Source organism: Fictibacillus norfolkensis, assembly GCF_014836645.1.
Lineage (GTDB): Bacteria > Bacillota > Bacilli > Bacillales > Fictibacillaceae > Fictibacillus > Fictibacillus norfolkensis.
The window spans coordinates 1-17,227 of record NZ_JACSQM010000017.1; the positions used below are offsets into that span (position 1 = coordinate 1).

The 17,227-nt window shown below is 41.7% G+C and carries 18 protein-coding genes and 1 tRNA gene; 2 read left to right on the forward strand and 17 right to left on the reverse strand.

From position 1 onward, the window contains the following. Together H9648_RS20005 and H9648_RS20010 are read right to left on the reverse strand one after the other, a co-directional pair. Window positions 1-73: transfer RNA gene (locus H9648_RS20005), tRNA-Lys, on the reverse strand. A 187-nt stretch (window positions 74-260) separates the two neighbouring features. Then, window positions 261-1,547 carry an adenylosuccinate synthase gene (locus tag H9648_RS20010; RefSeq protein WP_191755477.1) on the reverse strand — a complete coding sequence of 429 codons (1,287 nt, stop codon included), beginning with the start codon at window positions 1,545-1,547 and terminating at the stop codon, window positions 261-263. A 221-nt stretch (window positions 1,548-1,768) separates the two neighbouring features. Between H9648_RS20010 and H9648_RS20015 the strand changes: the two genes are divergently transcribed. Beyond that, window positions 1,769-2,173 (forward strand): UPF0158 family protein, encoded by a 405-nt coding sequence (locus H9648_RS20015; RefSeq protein ID WP_191755478.1) that lies wholly within the window; start codon window positions 1,769-1,771, stop codon window positions 2,171-2,173. Window positions 2,174-2,189: 16 nt separating this feature from the next. Here H9648_RS20015 and dnaB read toward each other — a convergent pair whose 3' ends face one another. The 10 genes from dnaB to H9648_RS20065 all read right to left on the reverse strand — a co-directional run bounded on the left by dnaB (window position 2,190) and on the right by H9648_RS20065 (window position 11,593). Continuing rightward, window positions 2,190-3,554, reverse strand: a complete 1,365-nt coding sequence (dnaB, locus tag H9648_RS20020; protein ID WP_137791306.1) for a replicative DNA helicase — start codon at window positions 3,552-3,554, stop codon at window positions 2,190-2,192. 263 nt (window positions 3,555-3,817) lie between these two features. Continuing rightward, window positions 3,818-4,261 carry a 50S ribosomal protein L9 gene (gene rplI / locus H9648_RS20025; RefSeq protein ID WP_191755479.1) on the reverse strand — a complete coding sequence of 148 codons (444 nt, stop codon included), beginning with the start codon at window positions 4,259-4,261 and terminating at the stop codon, window positions 3,818-3,820. Continuing rightward, window positions 4,258-6,231: a DHH family phosphoesterase gene (locus H9648_RS20030; protein ID WP_191755480.1), complete on the reverse strand. Its 1,974-nt coding sequence runs from the start codon at window positions 6,229-6,231 to the stop codon at window positions 4,258-4,260. Before H9648_RS20030 ends, rplI begins: the two co-directional genes overlap by 4 nt. An 11-nt stretch (window positions 6,232-6,242) precedes the next feature. Then, entirely contained in the window at window positions 6,243-7,187 is a 945-nt protein-coding gene (locus tag H9648_RS20035) for a YybS family protein (RefSeq protein ID WP_191755481.1), read from the reverse strand. A gap of 460 nt (window positions 7,188-7,647) precedes the next feature. Continuing rightward, window positions 7,648-7,881 carry a 30S ribosomal protein S18 gene (rpsR, locus tag H9648_RS20040; protein WP_066399523.1) on the reverse strand — a complete coding sequence of 78 codons (234 nt, stop codon included), beginning with the start codon at window positions 7,879-7,881 and terminating at the stop codon, window positions 7,648-7,650. A 58-nt stretch (window positions 7,882-7,939) separates the two neighbouring features. Further along, window positions 7,940-8,485, reverse strand: a complete 546-nt coding sequence (ssb, locus tag H9648_RS20045) for a single-stranded DNA-binding protein (protein WP_066399530.1) — start codon at window positions 8,483-8,485, stop codon at window positions 7,940-7,942. Window positions 8,486-8,506: 21 nt separating this feature from the next. After that, the gene (gene rpsF, locus H9648_RS20050; protein WP_066399533.1) at window positions 8,507-8,797 is read right to left on the reverse strand and encodes a 30S ribosomal protein S6; all 291 of its coding nucleotides are present in this window, start codon (window positions 8,795-8,797) and stop codon (window positions 8,507-8,509) included. 407 nt (window positions 8,798-9,204) lie between these two features. After that, on the reverse strand, window positions 9,205-10,302 hold the full coding sequence (gene ychF / locus H9648_RS20055) for a redox-regulated ATPase YchF (protein WP_191755482.1): 1,098 nt from the start codon (window positions 10,300-10,302) through the stop codon (window positions 9,205-9,207). A 195-nt stretch (window positions 10,303-10,497) separates the two neighbouring features. After that, window positions 10,498-10,695, reverse strand: a complete 198-nt coding sequence (locus tag H9648_RS20060; protein ID WP_137791311.1) for a DUF951 domain-containing protein — start codon at window positions 10,693-10,695, stop codon at window positions 10,498-10,500. 13 nt (window positions 10,696-10,708) lie between these two features. After that, window positions 10,709-11,593, reverse strand: coding sequence for a mechanosensitive ion channel family protein (locus H9648_RS20065; protein ID WP_225219022.1), 885 nt, complete (start codon window positions 11,591-11,593; stop codon window positions 10,709-10,711). A 223-nt stretch (window positions 11,594-11,816) separates the two neighbouring features. On the opposite strand from H9648_RS20065, the gene yyaC reads away from it, so the two are divergent. Then, a complete protein-coding gene (yyaC, locus tag H9648_RS20070) occupies window positions 11,817-12,446 on the forward strand; it encodes a spore protease YyaC (RefSeq protein WP_191755483.1) in 630 nt (209 codons plus the stop codon). A gap of 42 nt (window positions 12,447-12,488) precedes the next feature. On the opposite strand, the gene H9648_RS20075 is transcribed toward yyaC, so the two are convergent. The 5 genes from H9648_RS20075 to rsmG all read right to left on the reverse strand — a co-directional run bounded on the left by H9648_RS20075 (window position 12,489) and on the right by rsmG (window position 17,211). Continuing rightward, on the reverse strand, window positions 12,489-13,223 hold the full coding sequence (locus H9648_RS20075) for a DUF554 domain-containing protein (protein WP_191755484.1): 735 nt from the start codon (window positions 13,221-13,223) through the stop codon (window positions 12,489-12,491). A 258-nt stretch (window positions 13,224-13,481) separates the two neighbouring features. Beyond that, a complete protein-coding gene (locus H9648_RS20080; protein WP_191755485.1) occupies window positions 13,482-14,324 on the reverse strand; it encodes a ParB/RepB/Spo0J family partition protein in 843 nt (280 codons plus the stop codon). Next, window positions 14,305-15,078 carry a ParA family protein gene (locus H9648_RS20085; RefSeq protein ID WP_191755486.1) on the reverse strand — a complete coding sequence of 258 codons (774 nt, stop codon included), beginning with the start codon at window positions 15,076-15,078 and terminating at the stop codon, window positions 14,305-14,307. The genes H9648_RS20080 and H9648_RS20085 overlap by 20 nt, the downstream gene beginning before the upstream one ends. 425 nt (window positions 15,079-15,503) lie before the next feature. Further along, window positions 15,504-16,367, reverse strand: a complete 864-nt coding sequence (gene noc, locus H9648_RS20090) for a nucleoid occlusion protein (RefSeq protein ID WP_191755487.1) — start codon at window positions 16,365-16,367, stop codon at window positions 15,504-15,506. A 127-nt stretch (window positions 16,368-16,494) separates the two neighbouring features. Next, window positions 16,495-17,211 (reverse strand): 16S rRNA (guanine(527)-N(7))-methyltransferase RsmG, encoded by a 717-nt coding sequence (gene rsmG, locus H9648_RS20095; RefSeq protein ID WP_191755488.1) that lies wholly within the window; start codon window positions 17,209-17,211, stop codon window positions 16,495-16,497. Between the last annotated feature and the right edge of the window lie 16 nt (window positions 17,212-17,227).

Genomic DNA, 17,227 nt, shown 5'->3' on the forward strand with positions numbered 1-17,227 from the left:
TGAGCCATGAAGGATTCGAACCTTCGACCCTCTGATTAAAAGTCAGATGCTCTACCAACTGAGCTAATGGCTCGTGCTTTGTTTTTAAACGTTTGTCGTTTTTTCACGACAAGTGTTACTTTATCACGTAATAAAAGCTTTGGCAATATGTTTTCTATATATTTTTCAAAAAAACTTTCAAATGCTTAAAAATACTCACGAAAGCTTTCCACATTCATCAAAAATAAAGCCCCTCGTTTCAACAAGGGGCCACTAATTATTTAAGCGAATACGCCACGTACCATGTTTGTTTGTGCACGATCTGGTCCAACTGAGAAGATAGAAAGTGGAATACCAGTTACTTGCGAGATACGCTCTACATAATGACGCGCGTTTTCTGGAAGCTCTCCAAGATCCTTCACACCTGTAATATCTTCCGTCCAGCCTGGCATTTCTTCGAATACAGGCTCACATTGAGCAAGCTCTTTAAGGCTCGCTGGGAACTCATACGTTAGTTCACCTTTATATTTGTAGGCTACACAGATCTTCAACGTTTCAATACCTGTTAGAACGTCGATTGAGTTCAAAGAAAGATCCGTGATTCCTGAAACACGGCGAGCATGACGCACAACGACTGCGTCAAACCAACCTACACGGCGCGGACGTCCTGTCGTTGTACCGTACTCACGGCCAACTTCACGAATTTGGTTACCGATCTCATCATGAAGTTCAGTTGGGAAAGGACCATCACCAACACGTGTTGTATAGGCTTTTGAAACACCTACAACATGGTTGATCTTAGACGGACCAACACCAGAACCGATTGTTACTCCACCTGCGATAGGGTTCGATGACGTAACGAATGGATATGTTCCTTGGTCGATATCAAGCATTACACCTTGTGCGCCTTCAAAAAGAACGCGACGGCCATCGTCTAATGCATCATTCAGAACAACTGATGTATCTACTACATATTTTTTAATTTGTTGACCGTATTCATAATACTCATCTAAGATTTCTTCTTTTGTGAAACCTTCTGTTTCGTAGATGCGTTCGAATAAACGATTCTTTTCCGCTAAATTGCGCTCAAGTTTTTCTTCAAATTCTTCACGATCTAAAAGGTCAGCGATACGAATTCCGATACGAGCTGCTTTATCCATGTATGCAGGACCGATTCCTTTTTTCGTTGTGCCGATCTTGTTAGCTCCCTTGCTTTCTTCCTCCAAGATATCTTGACGAAGGTGATAAGGAAGAATCACGTGTGCACGGTTAGAGATACGAAGGTTATCCGTACTTACTCCATGCCCGTGAAGGTAAGCAAGTTCTTCAAGAACTGCTTTCGGATCGACAACCATTCCGTTTCCGATCACGCAAATTTTATCTTTATAAAAGATTCCAGATGGAATAAGGTGAAGCTTATACTTCTTTCCTTCAAATACAATTGTATGACCAGCGTTGTTACCACCTTGGTATCGAGCTACTACTTCTGCTTTTTCTGAGAGATAATCGGTAATCTTACCTTTTCCTTCATCTCCCCATTGTGTTCCTACTACTACTACTGATGACATGGTTGTTGCACCTCCATGAAATTAACGATTGACGAATTTATCATCTAATCTTGAAAACCATGCTTAGTTTAGCAATATATCTGATAGAAGTCAATTAAAAACACGAACATTAAAAGAAAAAACTATATTTTCGTTCGTAATAATTTTACATTTCTATAGCCAGAAGATCGAAAACCTTATCGTATCCTGTAGTATTCACCTTTTTTAGGAGGTACGATTACTTGCTTATCGATAAATTAATGGTGGCTTATATGGATACAAAAGCAAACCACATCTATTATTTAGATAAAAATGAACAAACGATATTGCTTGATGCGATCGATCCAGGTGGTCTTCCAAATCTAGAATTTCTAGATTTGGAAGAACCTGAGCGATTTCTTGAGATTCCAAAAGTGATGAACATTGAATCCTTCAGCTGGATGGTTGAGTTTGAGAGCTTTCATCAAAATAACGAACTGTTGCATGCGCTAAATGAGGATGAGCCTTTCAAACGTTTTACCGAAAAAGTGATTGAGTTCGGTTTACATGAGAAATGGCAGACGTTTCAAAAAGATAAAGTGAAAAGCAGAATAGAAATGTGGTTAACAGAAAATAAGATCAAAGAAATACAAAAGCAGCCGGAATAATTCCCAGCTGCTTTTTTTATGCTCCTGGCGGTATGGCGCTCTCATCGTGCCGCCTGTCCAGGTTAACGAACTTGTTATATTCTTTTACGAAAGCGAGCTCTACCGTTCCTGTTGGGCCGTTACGCTGCTTAGCTATAATGATCTCGATGATGTTCTTCGCTTCTGATTCTTTATCATAGTAATCGTCACGATATAAGAAGGCAACGATATCGGCATCCTGCTCGATGGAACCTGACTCACGAATATCGGACATCATCGGACGCTTGTCCTGACGAGATTCAACACCACGTGATAACTGTGAAAGGGCGATAACCGGCACTTCCAGCTCACGAGCAAGTGCTTTAAGGGAACGAGAGATCTCAGAAACCTCCTGCTGGCGGTTTTCGCCTGATTTCCCGCTGCCCATAATAAGCTGCAGGTAATCGATCAAAATCATTCCTAGGCCTTTCTCCTGCTTCAGACGACGACATTTCGCACGGATATCGTTAATACGGATACCCGGTGTATCATCGATATAGATACCTGCCGCTGACAAGCTTCCCATAGCCATCGTAAGCTTCTGCCAGTCTTCGGGTAACAATGACCCTGTACGAAGGCGCTGTGCATCTAGATTACCCTCTGCACAAAGCATACGCATGACAAGCTGCTCAGCACCCATCTCTAGACTGAATATGGCTACATTCTCATCTGTCTTTGTCGCAACATTTTGTGCGATGTTCAGAGCAAACGCGGTTTTACCAACTGATGGACGAGCGGCAACGATGATCAGATCGTTCCGCTGAAACCCAGCCGTCATTCGGTCCAGGTCATTAAAGCCGGTCGGAATACCCGTTATATCACCTTTACGGTTATGAAGAGCTTCAATGTTGTCGTAAGCGTGAACCAAAACATCCTTAATCGCTGTAAAAGCACTCGTGTTCTTACGGTTCGCTACTTCTAGGATCGATTTCTCCGCTTCGTTCAGGATTGCCTCTACTTCTTCTTCACGCGCATAGCTGTTCGCGGTAATATCAGTCGCTGTACGGATCAAACGGCGAAGAAGAGACTTCTCTTCAACAATCTTGCTGTAATACTCGATGTTCGCAGCCGTCGGAGAACTATCCGCCAACTCTGTAAGAAAGGATAAACCGCCTACCTCATCCAGCTGGTTCTTGTCCTGAAGCTCTGACGTAACCGTGATCAGATCGACCGGCTCGCCTTTTGCGTTAAGGTCGAGCATCACGCGATAGATTCTTTGATGAGTAGCTCGGTAAAAATCTTCCGGAAGCAGGATCTCAGATGCCGTTATAAGAGCTTCGGGCTCTAAAAAGATCGCACCAAGAACAGCCTGCTCCGCTTCAATATTCTGCGGCGGTATACGGTCAGCAAATAAATCACTCATAGTAGTTCCTCCTTTCTTTACTTTTCGATTTTAACGGTTTAGCTATAATAAAGTTTTTGTTTTTATCTTTTTGCTTTTTCTTCTTTGACAAGTTGATTGGAGCGCAAGGTGCGAGACTCCTGCGGGACAAGCGGTCAGGTGAGACACTTAATGGCGCATAGCGGCAAGTGGCTCACCGATTGCCCCGCGGAAAGCGAGCAACCTGGAGCGGAGATCAACTACTTTCAAAACCCCACAAAAAAACCGGGAAAAACCCGGCTCTTTTATTCTTCTGTTACGTGTACTTTTACAGTTGCCGTAACTTGTTGATGAACCTTGATCGAAACATTCGTATACCCAAGTGCTTTAATCGGCTCAGTAAGCTCGATCTTACGCTTATCGATCTTAATCCCTTGCTCTTTCAAGCCATCAGCGATCTGTTTACTTGTCACAGAACCGAAAACGCGGCCACCTTCACCAGTCTTCGTTTTGATTGTAACGGTCATCTCAGCAAGCTTTGCTTTTAATGCTTCAGCCTCTTCTAATTGAGCTTGTTGTTTCTTCTCTTCGCTCTTTTGTTGACCTTGAAGTGTCGCCATCGCGCCAGATGTAGCTTCTGAAGCTAGGTTTTTTGGAAATAAGAAGTTGCGTGCATATCCTTCAGAAACGTTCTTAATCTCGCCTTTTTTACCTTTACCTTTTACATCTTGAAGAAAAATTACTTTCATTCCTCTTCTCCCCCTTCAATATACTCATCAATGATTAGCTTTAAGTGTTTTTCCGCTTCATCAATCGAGCTGTTCTCAATCTGGCAGGCAGCGTTTGTAAGATGTCCTCCGCCTTCCAGTCTCTCCATGATCATCTGCACGTTGATGTCCCCAAGTGAACGAGCACTGATGCTTACTTTGCCGTCAATGCGATTTGCAATAACAAAGGATGCTTGAATGCCGTTCATCGTTAATAGTATATCTGCTGCCTGAGCGATGACTACTTGATTGTACGCATCCTCAGGAGAGCTCTTGGCAATAACGATGCCTTTTTTATAAACATCCGCACTCTCAATGAGTTTGGAACGTCTCGTATACGTGTTTAAATCTTCTTTTAAGAACTTTTGAACAAGAATCGTATCTGCGCCATGCGCCCTTAAATAAGATGCTGCATCAAACGTACGAGAACCTGTTCTGAGGGTAAAACTCTTCGTATCAACAATAATACCTGCAAGAAGGGCCGTTGCTTCAAGCATACGCATCTTCAGTCTTTTCGGCTGATATTCGAGAAGTTCGGTCACGAGCTCTGCTGTAGATGAAGCATAAGGCTCCATGTACACAAGCACCGGATCTTTAATGAAATCTTCGCCACGACGATGATGATCGATGACCACAACATGATCAAGCTTAGATAACAGCTTCTCTTCAATAACCATCGTCGGTTTATGTGTATCCACTACTACTAGAAGCGTGTCGCGCGATGCAAGCTCAAGTGCTTCCTCAGGCGAGATGAAAAACTTCCAGATCGATTCTGTTTCTTTAAGCTCATCCATCAAGCGCTGAACGCCAATGTCGATATTCGCTTGATCGAGTACGATATATCCATCTTTTCCATTCACTTGTGCGACCTTCAAGATCCCGATCGCAGAACCGATTGAGTCCATATCAGGATTCTTATGCCCCATGATGATGACCTTATCACTATCTGCCACCAATTCACTCAAAGCATGTGAGATGACGCGGGCACGTACGCGGGTACGTTTCTCAACAGGATTTGTTTTCCCTCCATAGAAACGTACTTTTCCGTTCGTTTGTTTGATCGCAACTTGGTCGCCTCCGCGTCCAAGAGCAAGATCCAGACTCGATTGAGATAGCTGTCCAAGCTCAGGCAGTGACGATGTTCCAGCTGCAACCCCAATACTGAGCGTAAGAGAGATATTCTGCTTAGCTGTAGACTCTCTAACCTCATCTAGTACGCTGAATTTATTTTTCTCCAACTCATAGAGAATACGCTGGTTGAATACAGCTAAAAACCGCTCAGAAGACGTTCGTTTAAGGAAGATGCCATGTACGTTCGCCCATTCATTCAACACAGACGTAACTTTTGAGTTGATCGTTGATCGAAACTGGTCATCTAGTCCTTGCGTTACTTCTTCATAGTTATCAAGATAGATAATCGCCATGACCGTTTGTTCTTCATCATACAAACGTTCAAGATCTAACTGCTCGGTCACATCAAAAAAGTAAAGCAGTCTATCTTCTTTTTTGAAGTTCACTTGAAATCTATGTGTGTTAATCTTAATAACTTCTTCCTTCGCATCACTCTTGATATGAGGAATCAGTTCTTCTGAAACATGGTTTAGAGAATGGCCGATAAAGGACTCTTCTTCAATAAGGGCTCCCATGTAAGGATTGGCCCATTCGATCTTAAAATCCTCATCATACAAAATAATCCCGATCGGCATTTCCATCAACGCTTCTTCTCCGACCTTCTTCAAGCGGTGAGAAAGCGTCGAAATATAATCGCCCAGCTCCTCCTGAAAACTAGCTTCGGCTTTCATGGCATAATAAAACAAACCACCGAGCAGCACGAAGCCTGCCATTCCAATCATCCAATGAAAATACGTGATGATACTTACCAGAACAACAGAAGTTACAAATAAAGCGATGACGGGATAACCATGCCACCGTTTTAGTAAAAACTTTGGCATACTTTCAGCTCCTACTGTTTTGGTTTCAACCGTTTTTTGATCATAAACCCTAAATCAATTATACCTAAGAATTTAACGACTTCCAGAGGAATCGGCAGGAAAGAGTTCAGCAAAAACAAGAGTATAATCAACAATATGATTCTTTTTCTCTTCCAATTCTTTATCCAGGCATAATAAAAAATAACTGTGAAACCTTGTAATATAAGTACAAACGATAATATCATATACAAATTTATCGTCACAATATATAAAGACGTACCCTTTTCAGGCATACTGAATGTTAAAACAATCGCTATAATATAATACCACAAAAATGATTTTGGCAGGTTCCACTCACGAAACGGAGGGAACGACGGAACATCATAACGCATTCTTTTCATCAGCATTCTTGCTGCAATATGTGTTAAGAAGGCAAGAATCACAGCTCCTCCGATAATATATGTCGGAAGCATCATCGGGATCAATTCTGCCTGCTCTTTAAATTTTTCAATCTGAGAAGGATCTTGTCCCCCCGATTTATACAAGTCTTCTGCTGTGCCTATCGCACTTTGAAACTGAGTCTCTAATTCTTTTACAAAATTGATGCCCATGAATACTTGAGCGATAGCAAGCGTTCCTAACATGTTCACGATGTTCGACAGACTCGCCCCAAGAATTACAGCAAACGCGGGTTTTTTTCTTCTATAAAGTTCCCCCATCACGATTCCGGTCAAACCAGCAAAGAGGGTAACAATGATACCGTTAAGCCCCGCAAATGCTAACGACACACCAAATGTGACCGCCCATAGGAGTAATCCCGCTTTAAGATCTTGCCGGTATAAGTAGATGATAAACGGAAGCGGCAAAATAAATAACGAGACCAAGCTAAATAACGGTATGTACATACTGATCAAAAAAAGAAGCGTATAAATGCCCGAAACAACGGCACCTTCCACCAATACTTTAGTATTGCGCATGATTCACCTCATAAAATTCTTCATATGTTCTAATTGTAGTGACATAACCGCCGTAATTCAACTTAAACGATAATTCTAGCATAGACGTACTTGAAGAGAAGTAAACAAATTATGGAAGGTTGTTGTGTAATGGGTCGAAATTAGGAGGAATACACCTGTTTTTAGGGAGATTATGTGTGAAACAGTGATTGGGGTAGTCTTGAAAGCTACTACGGTGATTCAATACAGGGGGTTCAGTCATTTCGCAGCCGATTTTTCAAGGGACATGAAGAGGAATCCAAAAGTTTTGAGCTCCAATCCACAAATTTCATGCCTGAATCCTAAAGTTTTAGCTGTTTATCCACGAGTTTTAGCCATTTATCCGCGAGTCTACAATCCTCGACAAAAGTCGACTCCCACTCCTATCTTTGAACACAAAAAAACGCAACCAGGAAAACCCAGTTGCGCTTTTTAAACGATCTTATTCAGATACATATGGTAACAATGCCATGTGACGAGAGCGTTTGATCGCACGAGTCAATTGACGTTGATATTTAGCAGATGTACCAGTTACACGACGAGGAAGAATCTTTCCGCGCTCAGAAACGAAACGCTTTAAAAGATCAGTGTCCTTGTAGTCAATGTAAGTGATTTTGTTTACAGTGAAGAAACAAACCTTACGACGCTTTTGGCGTCCACCACGACGTCCAGCCATAGTTGGTCCCCTCCTTTAGTTTTATTTTTATATATTCCGATTCATAGTTTACGTTAGTTTAAAATGGCAAATCGTCATCAGAGATGTCGATCGGCGTGCCATCATTTGCAAACGGGTCATCGTTGAAGTTATTACGTTTTGGATTCTGCTGTTGTTGCTGTCCTCCAAAGCCGTTGTCACTTCCATAGCTGCGGTTCTGATTTTGCTGCCCAAATCCGCGGTCATTTGATGGTCCACCAAAGTTGTTGCTGTTGCCTTGATATTGCTGGCCTCCAGCATTAGCGTTTTTAGGTTCAAGGAATTGAACACTTTCTGCCATTACTTCAGTAACATACACTCTTTGACCCTGCTGGTTCTCGTAAGAACGAGTTTGCAAACGTCCATCCACTCCTGCAAGCGATCCCTTTTTCAAGAAGTTCGCTACATTTTCAGCGGGCTTACGCCATACGACACAGTTAATGAAATCTGCTTCGCGCTCACCTTGCTGATTCGAAAAAGGTCGATTGACAGCAAGTGTGAAGTTAGCAACAGCCACACCGTTTGGAGTGTACTTTAATTCTGGGTCTTTTGTTAAACGTCCCACCAGTACTACTCGATTTAGCATTCAGAACCACTCCTTAAAGGATTAATTTCTTTCGTCTACGATTGTCATGAAACGAAGAACATCTTCGTTGATCTTCATAAGACGGTCGAATTCATTAATCGCTTCGTTTGGAGCGTTAACTTCCAATAGCGTGTAATATCCATCGCGGAAGTCATTGATTTCGTAAGCTAAACGCTTTTTACCCATTTCCTTTTCGTTCGCGATCTCCGCACCGTTGTCAGTTAGGATGCTTTTCGCACGCTCTTTAGTTGCCTTAAGAGCTTCCTCTTCGATATTCGGACGGACGATGTACATAATTTCGTACTTTTTCATTCCGTTCACCTCCTTTTGGTCTAAGCGGCCCAAAACAAATATTTAAGGGCAAGGAGAAAATCATCATAACAATATTTGTTGACAATTAACTCACAATAAAGAATTATATCAAAACATCCTGTATAAAACAAGCACCTCTTAAAAGAAAGCATAAAAAAGAGGAAAAGCGATTGCTTTTCCTACGTTTTTATCTATTTTGGTTTTGTCTCCAAAAGAGTGTCTATATTCGTTTTACTAAAAACTCCTGTGACAAGTTGATTGGAGTGTAAGGTGCAAGACTCCTGCGGGACGAGCGGTCAGGTGAGACCCTTAAGGGCGCGAAGCGGCAAGGGGCTCACCGGTCGCCCCGCGGAAAGCGAAGCACCTGGAACGGAAATCAACTGCTCTCAAGAGCACAAAAGTTTTAATTAAACATTAAAACGGAAATGAACAACATCTCCATCTTTCATCTCATATTCCTTACCTTCAAGACGAACCTTACCTTTTTCTTTAGCAGCTGCCATATTCCCCGCCGCCATCAGATCATCATAAGCTACGATTTCTGCACGGATAAATCCTCTTTCAAAATCCGTGTGAATGATTCCCGCACAAGCAGGAGCCTTCATGCCTTTACGGAACGTCCAAGCGCGTACTTCTTGAACACCCGCTGTAAAATAAGTAGCTAGTCCTAGAAGTGAATATGAAGCACGGATCAATTTATCAAGACCCGCTTCTTCGATACCAAGTTCACCTAAGAATGCCATCTTTTCGTCGCCATCAAGCTCAGCGATTTCTTCTTCCACTTTTGCACAGATTACGATAACTTCTGCATTTTCACGTTCAGCATATTCTTTAACTGCTTCAACATGCTCGTTCGTTCCTTCTAAAAGTTCATCTTCGCTTACGTTAGCAACGTAAAGAATTGGTTTCATTGTAAGAAGGTGCATCGTGTGAACGATCTTCTTCTCTTCAGGCGTCAGATCAACACTACGTGCCGGAAGTTCTTGCATAAGAGCTTCTTTGATCTTTGAAAGAACAGCAAACTCCGCTACAGCTTCTTTGTCTTTAGACTTTGCTAGCTTTTCAACACGTGCAACACGCTTGTCGATAGACTCTAGATCAGCAAAGATAAGCTCCAGGTTGATAACTTCAATATCATCGATCGGATTCACTTTTCCGTGTACGTGCGTGATGTTTTCATCATCAAAACAACGAACAACTTGAAGGATCGCGTCTGTTTGACGGATGTGAGATAAGAATTTATTTCCTAAACCTTCTCCTTTACTCGCACCTTTTACGATTCCAGCGATATCTGTGAATTCAAAAGTTGTAGGTACTACTTTTTTCGGCTGTACCATCTCTGTTAATTTTTGAAGACGGTGGTCAGGAACTTCAACGATTCCAACGTTCGGATCGATCGTACAGAACGGATAGTTAGCAGATTCAGCACCCGCTTGTGTAATAGCATTAAACAATGTAGATTTACCAACGTTCGGCAAACCAACGATTCCAGTTGTAAGAGCCACTGTTCATTCACTCCTCTGTTTTATATAAAGCTTAGAAACCTAAGGCTTTTCATTTAATAAAAAAATATCCTTCCCAATTATAGGTTTTATCATCTTAAAAAACAAGAAGAACCGGGTCGTGTAACCCGGCTCAAACGTTTAATCATTTTTTTAAATTTCAAGACGTGTTTTTTGTTTCACGTGAAACAGGAACGGTTACTCGCCAGGAGATGCTAGAACTTTTTTTATTTTCTTAGCGAACTCAGCTCTCGGCAGCATCACGCTATGCTGACATCCCATGCACTTAATCCTGATATCAGCACCCATTCGAATGACTTTCCAACGATTCGTTCCACATGGATGCTGTTTTTTCATTTCTACTTCATCGTGAAGTTGAAATTCTTTTTGCTGCATAATCAGCTCTCCCTTATTTATGTTCTTTTGGTAAAGTTTCTTTTTGATACGTGACCATTTTTGGATATGGAATTTCGATCCCCGCTACTTCAAGCTCATGTTTTAATGTTTTACGAAGTTCACGAGCGATCTTGAAGTGTGTCATCGGAAGGACCTCTGCCGTAACACGGATTACAACTTCTGATGCACCGAGCATCTGCACCCCTAATACTTCTGGTTCTTTTACCATCTCAGGATAGTTCGGCTTAGCATTCTTCACAACTTCTTGAATAATTGTTTGAGCTTTATCGATATCCTCTTCATAAGCAATGCTCAAGTCAACGACCGCAATGCTGTTATGAACAGAAAAATTCGTAACTTCTGTGATAGACGAATTCGGCAGGATATGTAATTCTCCTGTCCAGCTTTTAATTTTTGTTGTTCTTAATCCGATTTCTTCAACGGTTCCTTCAAAGTTTGTGATTCGTACCGTGTCTCCAACAGAGAACTGATTTTCGAAGATGATGAAAAAGCCTGTAATGATATCCTTCACAAGACTTTGGGCACCGAAACCAATCGCTAGACCAACCACTCCAGCACCGGCAAGAATGGCTTTAATATCTACACCGAACTCCGTTAAGATGGTTAAGATCGCTACAAAATAAATAACATAAGAAGCAACATTATCTAACAGTCTAAACAGGGTGTTCTCTCTTCTCTCACTTAAACGAAGAGGAGATTTCAGTCGAACTTTAAATACATTAGCGATCGCTGCTTTTACGATGTATTTGAAAATAATAGCGAGCAGTATGATTCCTACGATCTTTAAGCTCGTAGTTGCAATGCCTGTCCACCATTCTTTATCGGAAAAAATCGTGACGGCTTTTTCTGCAGTTTCCGGTAAATTCGCACCTGCCAATGGTCATCTTCCTCTCTTTGATTATGAAATTATTTAATCAGCTTTTGCCGAGAATATCAAATGTAAATCTGTGATCTGCTTTTAAGAAAAACTTCTAGAGTTACGAGTGCAGAGGAAACGGGTATAGACTTTAAACAAAAGTCTGTGATTATTGTATTCTACCATGTATAAGAAAAGGATTTCTTCCGTATACTAGTAGAACCATTATAAAGGAGAGGATGTCATGTTCCTCAAACGGAAGCTGGGATTAGGGAAACCCATTCAATATAAATTGCACCACGAAGACAAGGAAGCGATGCTCAGAATCACCGAACAAATATTACCTATGCTTCCGGAAGCTCATCAGCCAGTTGTCGTTGTCTGTATAGGAACTGACAGATCGACAGGCGATGCATTAGGCCCTCTAGTTGGTACAAAGCTGCACAACAAAGATACATTCCCATTCTTTGTTTATGGCACACTAGATGATCCTGTTCATGCGGTAAATTTAGAAGAAAAGCTTAAGATGATCGCGACCGAGCATCCAGGTGCTTTTGTTATAGGAATCGACGCTTGCTTAGGTCGATTAAACCACGTTGGCATGGTTTCAATCAACGATGGACCTGTTAAACCAGGGGCCGGCGTTAACAAACAGCTGCCACCTGTTGGCGATATGCATATTACAGGCATCGTAAACGTCAGTGGGTTTATGGAGTACTTTGTCCTTCAAAACACACGGCTCAGCATTGTGATGAAGATGGCTGAACTCATCGCTGATTCTCTTCATATGGCTTGTTTACGTAAAAAGATTCAACAAAAAAACATGATGACAAGCACTGACTCTCGTCCACAAGACATTTATAAAATTCAATAGCAAAAGCCGCTTCTAGGATTAATATAGAAGCGGCTTTTTTATTTACATCAATCCTTCTGAGAACGCTAGAATGCTTTCCCATTTTTCAACGATACACACTAAGATCGTTGCGATGAGCAATCCCGGCAGAAGGTTTGCAACACGAATCTTAGCTATTCCAAGTAAATTAAGTCCGATCGCTACGATCATGATTCCACCCGTACCTGTTATCTCTACAATTAGGGCATCCATCAATTCTTGAGAAACGAAGCGATCGATCTGTGTGGCCATCAAGGCGATTATTCCTTGATATAAAACGACAGGTATAGCAGAAAACATGACACCGATGCCGAGTGTTGAAGTAAACAGGATCGCACAGAATCCATCGATCAGCGCTTTTGTATAAAGAACATCATGCTGTTGTCTAAGACCGCTATCAAGAGCACCCACGATCGACATCGCTCCTACAACAAACACAAGCGTAGCCGTTACAAAGCCGGTAGCAACCGATCCCTTATCTTGTTTTCCGACCTTCGTCTCAAGCCACTTTCCGATCGCGTTCAATCTCTCTTCAAGATTCCACCACTCACCGAGAGCACCGCCGATCGCCAAGCTAGCGATCACGATTAAGAACTGCTCGCTCTTCAGCCCCATTCCGATTCCCAAGATCGTAACCGCTAATGCCATCGCTTGTAAGATCGTATCTTTGTACCGATCAGAAATATTCGTCCAAAATAACCCTAAAAAGCTTCCTGCAATAATTGCAATACCGTTAACTATCGTTCCTAACAGTGACATTTTTTTATGCTCTCCTATCTAAAGCAGGTCTTCACTAACCATTTAATGAGCTAGATTCAAGATGCTTACTTTCGTTTATACTTTAGCTTTGAAAGTGGTTAATCTCTGTTCCAGACGCTCCCTTTCCGCAGGAGTCTCGCATCTTGCACTCCAATCAACTTGACAATGATGCCTTTCAAAATACAAATTCAGAAGCTGTTAATCAAAACGATTAAAGAAATAGCAAAAAAGAAAACCACCTCAGCGATGGTTTTCTGCTTACTTTTCTAACAGTTCTAAAATGCGTTCCAGATCATCTTGTGAAAAGAATTCGATCTCAATCTTTCCTTTTCGTTTTGATTTCTTAATCGAAACTGAAGTGCCAAAACGATCGCGTAAAGAAGATTCTTTTTCTTGAAAGAAAACGTTCGCTGGGACGGTTTTTTTCTTTGTTCCACGTGAAACATTCATATTAATATCAGAGATCAACTTCTCAAGCTGTCTCACGTTTAAGTTTTCATTCATTACCCGGTCAACGACAAGCTGCATCTTCGTCTTCTTCTTAAGACCCAGCAATGCTCGTCCATGTCCCATTGATATTTGTCCGTTGGATAAGAGTTCAAGAACAGGTTTTGGAAGCTGAAGCAAACGAATATGGTTTGCGATGTGAGGACGACTCTTTCCAACACGAGTAGCTAACTCTTCTTGCGTCAGTTTTAAGTGTTCCATCAGCTTCTGATACGCTTGAGCCTCTTCAACAGGATTGAGATCTTCACGCTGGAGGTTCTCAATAAGAGCAACTTCCATCATTTTTTGTTCGTCATAATCTTTTACGATTACAGGGATAACTTTTAATCCCGCTTCTGAAGCTGCGCGGAACCGTCTTTCTCCTAGAACGATTTCAAACCCTTTAATACTTTTTCGCACAACAATGGGTTGTAGAATGCCATGTTCAATAATGGACTCTTTTAGTTCTTCAATGGCTTTTTGGTCAAACACTTTTCGGGGCTGATACGGATTTGGCCTTAGCTCTGATATACTGACTTCTTTGATCTGCTCTTCTTCCCCTGCTTCTGTTGGAGGAAAGAAGGCATGCAGCCCTTTACCTAACCCTTTCACCAATGCCGATCACTTCCTTCGCAAAATCTAAATAAACATCAGCACCTCGGGATTTCGGATCATAGATGATGATCGGTTTCCCGTGACTCGGCGCTTCAGATAGTCTAACGTTTCTTGGTATGATGGTTTCATACACTTTATCTTGAAAATATTTTTTTACTTCTTCAATGACTTGAATACCTAAGTTTGTACGTGCATCCAGCATGGTAAGCAGCACACCATCAATCATCAGATCAGTATTTAAATGTTTTTGTACAAGTCGTACTGTGTTTAAAAGCTGACTTAAACCCTCTAGCGCGTAATACTCGCACTGAACAGGTATGATGACTGAGTCAGAAGCTGTTAATGAGTTGATCGTAAGCAGTCCTAATGATGGCGGACAATCAATAATAATAAAATCATAATTGGAACTTACCTTTTCTAACGCTCTTTTTAACCGAACTTCTCGAGAGATTGTGGGTACGAGTTCGATCTCAGCTCCAGCAAGCTGTATCGTCGACGGGAGAATATGCAAACCTTCACAGATGGTCTCGACGATCACATCTTTTACTTCTACATCCTCTACGAGAACGTTGTAGATACATTGGTCGATATCCCCTTTATCTACACCCACTCCGCTTGTTGCGTTCCCTTGAGGATCTATGTCTACGAGCAATACTTTTTTACCGAAATATGCTAAGCATGCACCAAGGTTGACCGACGTAGTCGTTTTTCCGACTCCGCCTTTCTGGTTGGCTACTGCAATGGTCTTGGCCACGTTGTCACCTACCTCACTTAAAAACATTCATTATCTATTATTCTATCATGAAGAAAATAAAATGACGTACGGAATTATAGAAAAAGAAGGATTTATTTTGTTGGGTTTTCTACTTATTGATTCTAAAATCCGGCCACTGCAGGAATTTAAGTAGGAAAAAGTTAAAGAAGTGGCTTTTTAGGGTTCTGAAGCTGATTATCACTTATACGGAGCGGGGTATTTCACCAAAGAATCCCTGAAATTCTTGCATGGATTCCGGAAATATCCGACTTATTCCCGCGAGTTTTGGCGATAATCCCGCGAATTCTAGCTATTTATCCGCGAGTCTACATCAATCGACAATGGCTGACTACCAGATACCCCCACGCACGCCAAACCAACAAAAAAAACCACCAGCTCCCATTCAAGCTGATGGCCTTATCTTTTTATTTCTTCGGAATACGAATCGTGAACTGATAGAACTCCTCATGCTCTTCTTCTTCTGTATCGATCGATAGTCCGCTTTGCACGACCATATCTACCGATTGTCTTACCGTATTGATCGCTAGTCGCATATCTTTGCTATACGATTTACGGCGTGACTGAGGTTTCTTTTCTGCTGTTTCAGATTCGATCATTCGTTTTACACGTTCTTCAGTTTGCTTCACGTTCAATTGTTTTTCGATGATCTCTTGAAGAACAGCCTCCATCTTTTCAGGAGATTTCAAAACGATCAATGCTCGAGCATGACGTTCTGTCACTTTTTTCTGCAAAAGGGCATCTTGAATAGACTGCGGAAGCTTTAACAGACGCAGCTTGTTCGCGATCGTAGACTGACCTTTACCTAACTTTTGAGCAAGGCCTTCTTGTGTAAGTCCGTGCAATTCTAGAAGCTTAGCATATGCCATCGCTTCTTCAATAGCGGTTAACTCTTCTCGCTGAAGGTTCTCGATAAGTGCTACAGAAGCCGTTTGCGAGTCGTCCATCTCTTTAATGATCGCAGGAATCTTATCCCACCCGAGCTTTTGGACAGCACGCCACCTGCGCTCGCCCGCGATCAGCTCGTATTTGTCGTCGCCAATACCTCGAACAACGATGGGCTGAATGATTCCGTGAGCTTCAATCGTCTGTGATAACTCTTCGATTCGTTCATCTATAAAAACCGTACGAGGCTGAAACCGGTTTGGTATGATTCTTTGAACCGGAAGTTGAAGTACTTCTTCGTTGTCGTTTTTTTCAGCTGGTTCTGGATCTAAGGTTTGCTGGCTCTTTTCGCCGATGCCGAATAAACGTGAAAAAGGATGCTTCATGCGAATACACCACCTTTTGTAATCTGCCTGTTAACTAATTCTTCTCTCTAGTTCAATAATCCTGCAAGTCTGTAAAAATCTTTCTTTTATGTAACAGCTGTGTTTCACTCAGAAACACAGCATCAGATTATGAAATAGGAGATTTGTTTGGCGTTCCTGGCTTACGAGGAAATTTCTTTGGTGTTTCCTTTACTTTATCAATCACAATGATATTGCGTTCGCTCTCTTCGATCGGCAATACGAACGAATGAATATCTTTTACTCTGCCGCCTAAAAGTTTGACTGCTTTTTCTCCGTCTCTCACTTCTTCAGGAAGGTTAGCACCTTTCATTCCTAAGAAGTGTCCACCAATTTTAACGAGTGGCAAACAAAGTTCTGATAGAACAGATAGTCTAGCAACCGCACGAGCCGTCACAAGATCGAACGTCTGTCTAAACTCTGGACGGTGAGCAAATGTTTCTGCACGGTCATGATACAGAGAAACATCGTCTAAACCAAGTTCATCTACTACGTGCTGCAAAAATCCGATGCGTTTATTCAAAGAATCAACGACTGTTAGCTTAATCTCTGGAAACGCGATCTTCAGTGGTATGGCTGGGAATCCTGCTCCAGCCCCAACATCGCACACCGTGATGTTTTGATTGAAATCAAAATAAAAACCTGCTGTCACAGAATCATAAAAGTGTTTCAAATACACTTCTTCTTTTTCTGTGATCGCTGTAAGATTCATTTTTTCGTTCCACTCAACGAGCAGGTTATAATACGTTTCAAACTGTGAAAGCTGCTTTTCAGATAATTCGACTCCCTTTTCTTTTAAGGAAGTTTGAAACAATTCGATATTCATGATTTTCACGTTCCCC

Bases quoted from the DNA above. Each gene is read 5' to 3' on its own strand.
- H9648_RS20010 (WP_191755477.1), bottom strand. From the start codon at position 1,547: ATGTCATCAGTAGTAGTAGTAGGAACACAATGGGGAGATGAAGGAAAA.
- dnaB (WP_137791306.1), bottom strand. From the start codon at position 3,554: ATGAGTGATTTATTTGCTGACCGTATACCGCCGCAGAATATTGAAGCG.
- rplI (WP_191755479.1), bottom strand. From the start codon at position 4,261: ATGAAAGTAATTTTTCTTCAAGATGTAAAAGGTAAAGGTAAAAAAGGC.
- H9648_RS20030 (WP_191755480.1), bottom strand. From the start codon at position 6,231: ATGCCAAAGTTTTTACTAAAACGGTGGCATGGTTATCCCGTCATCGCT.
- H9648_RS20035 (WP_191755481.1), bottom strand. From the start codon at position 7,187: ATGCGCAATACTAAAGTATTGGTGGAAGGTGCCGTTGTTTCGGGCATT.
- rpsR (WP_066399523.1), bottom strand. From the start codon at position 7,881: ATGGCTGGACGTCGTGGTGGACGCCAAAAGCGTCGTAAGGTTTGTTTC.
- ssb (WP_066399530.1), bottom strand. From the start codon at position 8,485: ATGCTAAATCGAGTAGTACTGGTGGGACGTTTAACAAAAGACCCAGAA.
- rpsF (WP_066399533.1), bottom strand. From the start codon at position 8,797: ATGAAAAAGTACGAAATTATGTACATCGTCCGTCCGAATATCGAAGAG.
- H9648_RS20060 (WP_137791311.1), bottom strand. From the start codon at position 10,695: ATGCAGCAAAAAGAATTTCAACTTCACGATGAAGTAGAAATGAAAAAA.
- yyaC (WP_191755483.1), top strand. From the start codon at position 11,817: ATGTTCCTCAAACGGAAGCTGGGATTAGGGAAACCCATTCAATATAAA.
- H9648_RS20075 (WP_191755484.1), bottom strand. From the start codon at position 13,223: ATGTCACTGTTAGGAACGATAGTTAACGGTATTGCAATTATTGCAGGA.
- noc (WP_191755487.1), bottom strand. From the start codon at position 16,367: ATGAAGCATCCTTTTTCACGTTTATTCGGCATCGGCGAAAAGAGCCAG.
- rsmG (WP_191755488.1), bottom strand. From the start codon at position 17,211: ATGAATATCGAATTGTTTCAAACTTCCTTAAAAGAAAAGGGAGTCGAA.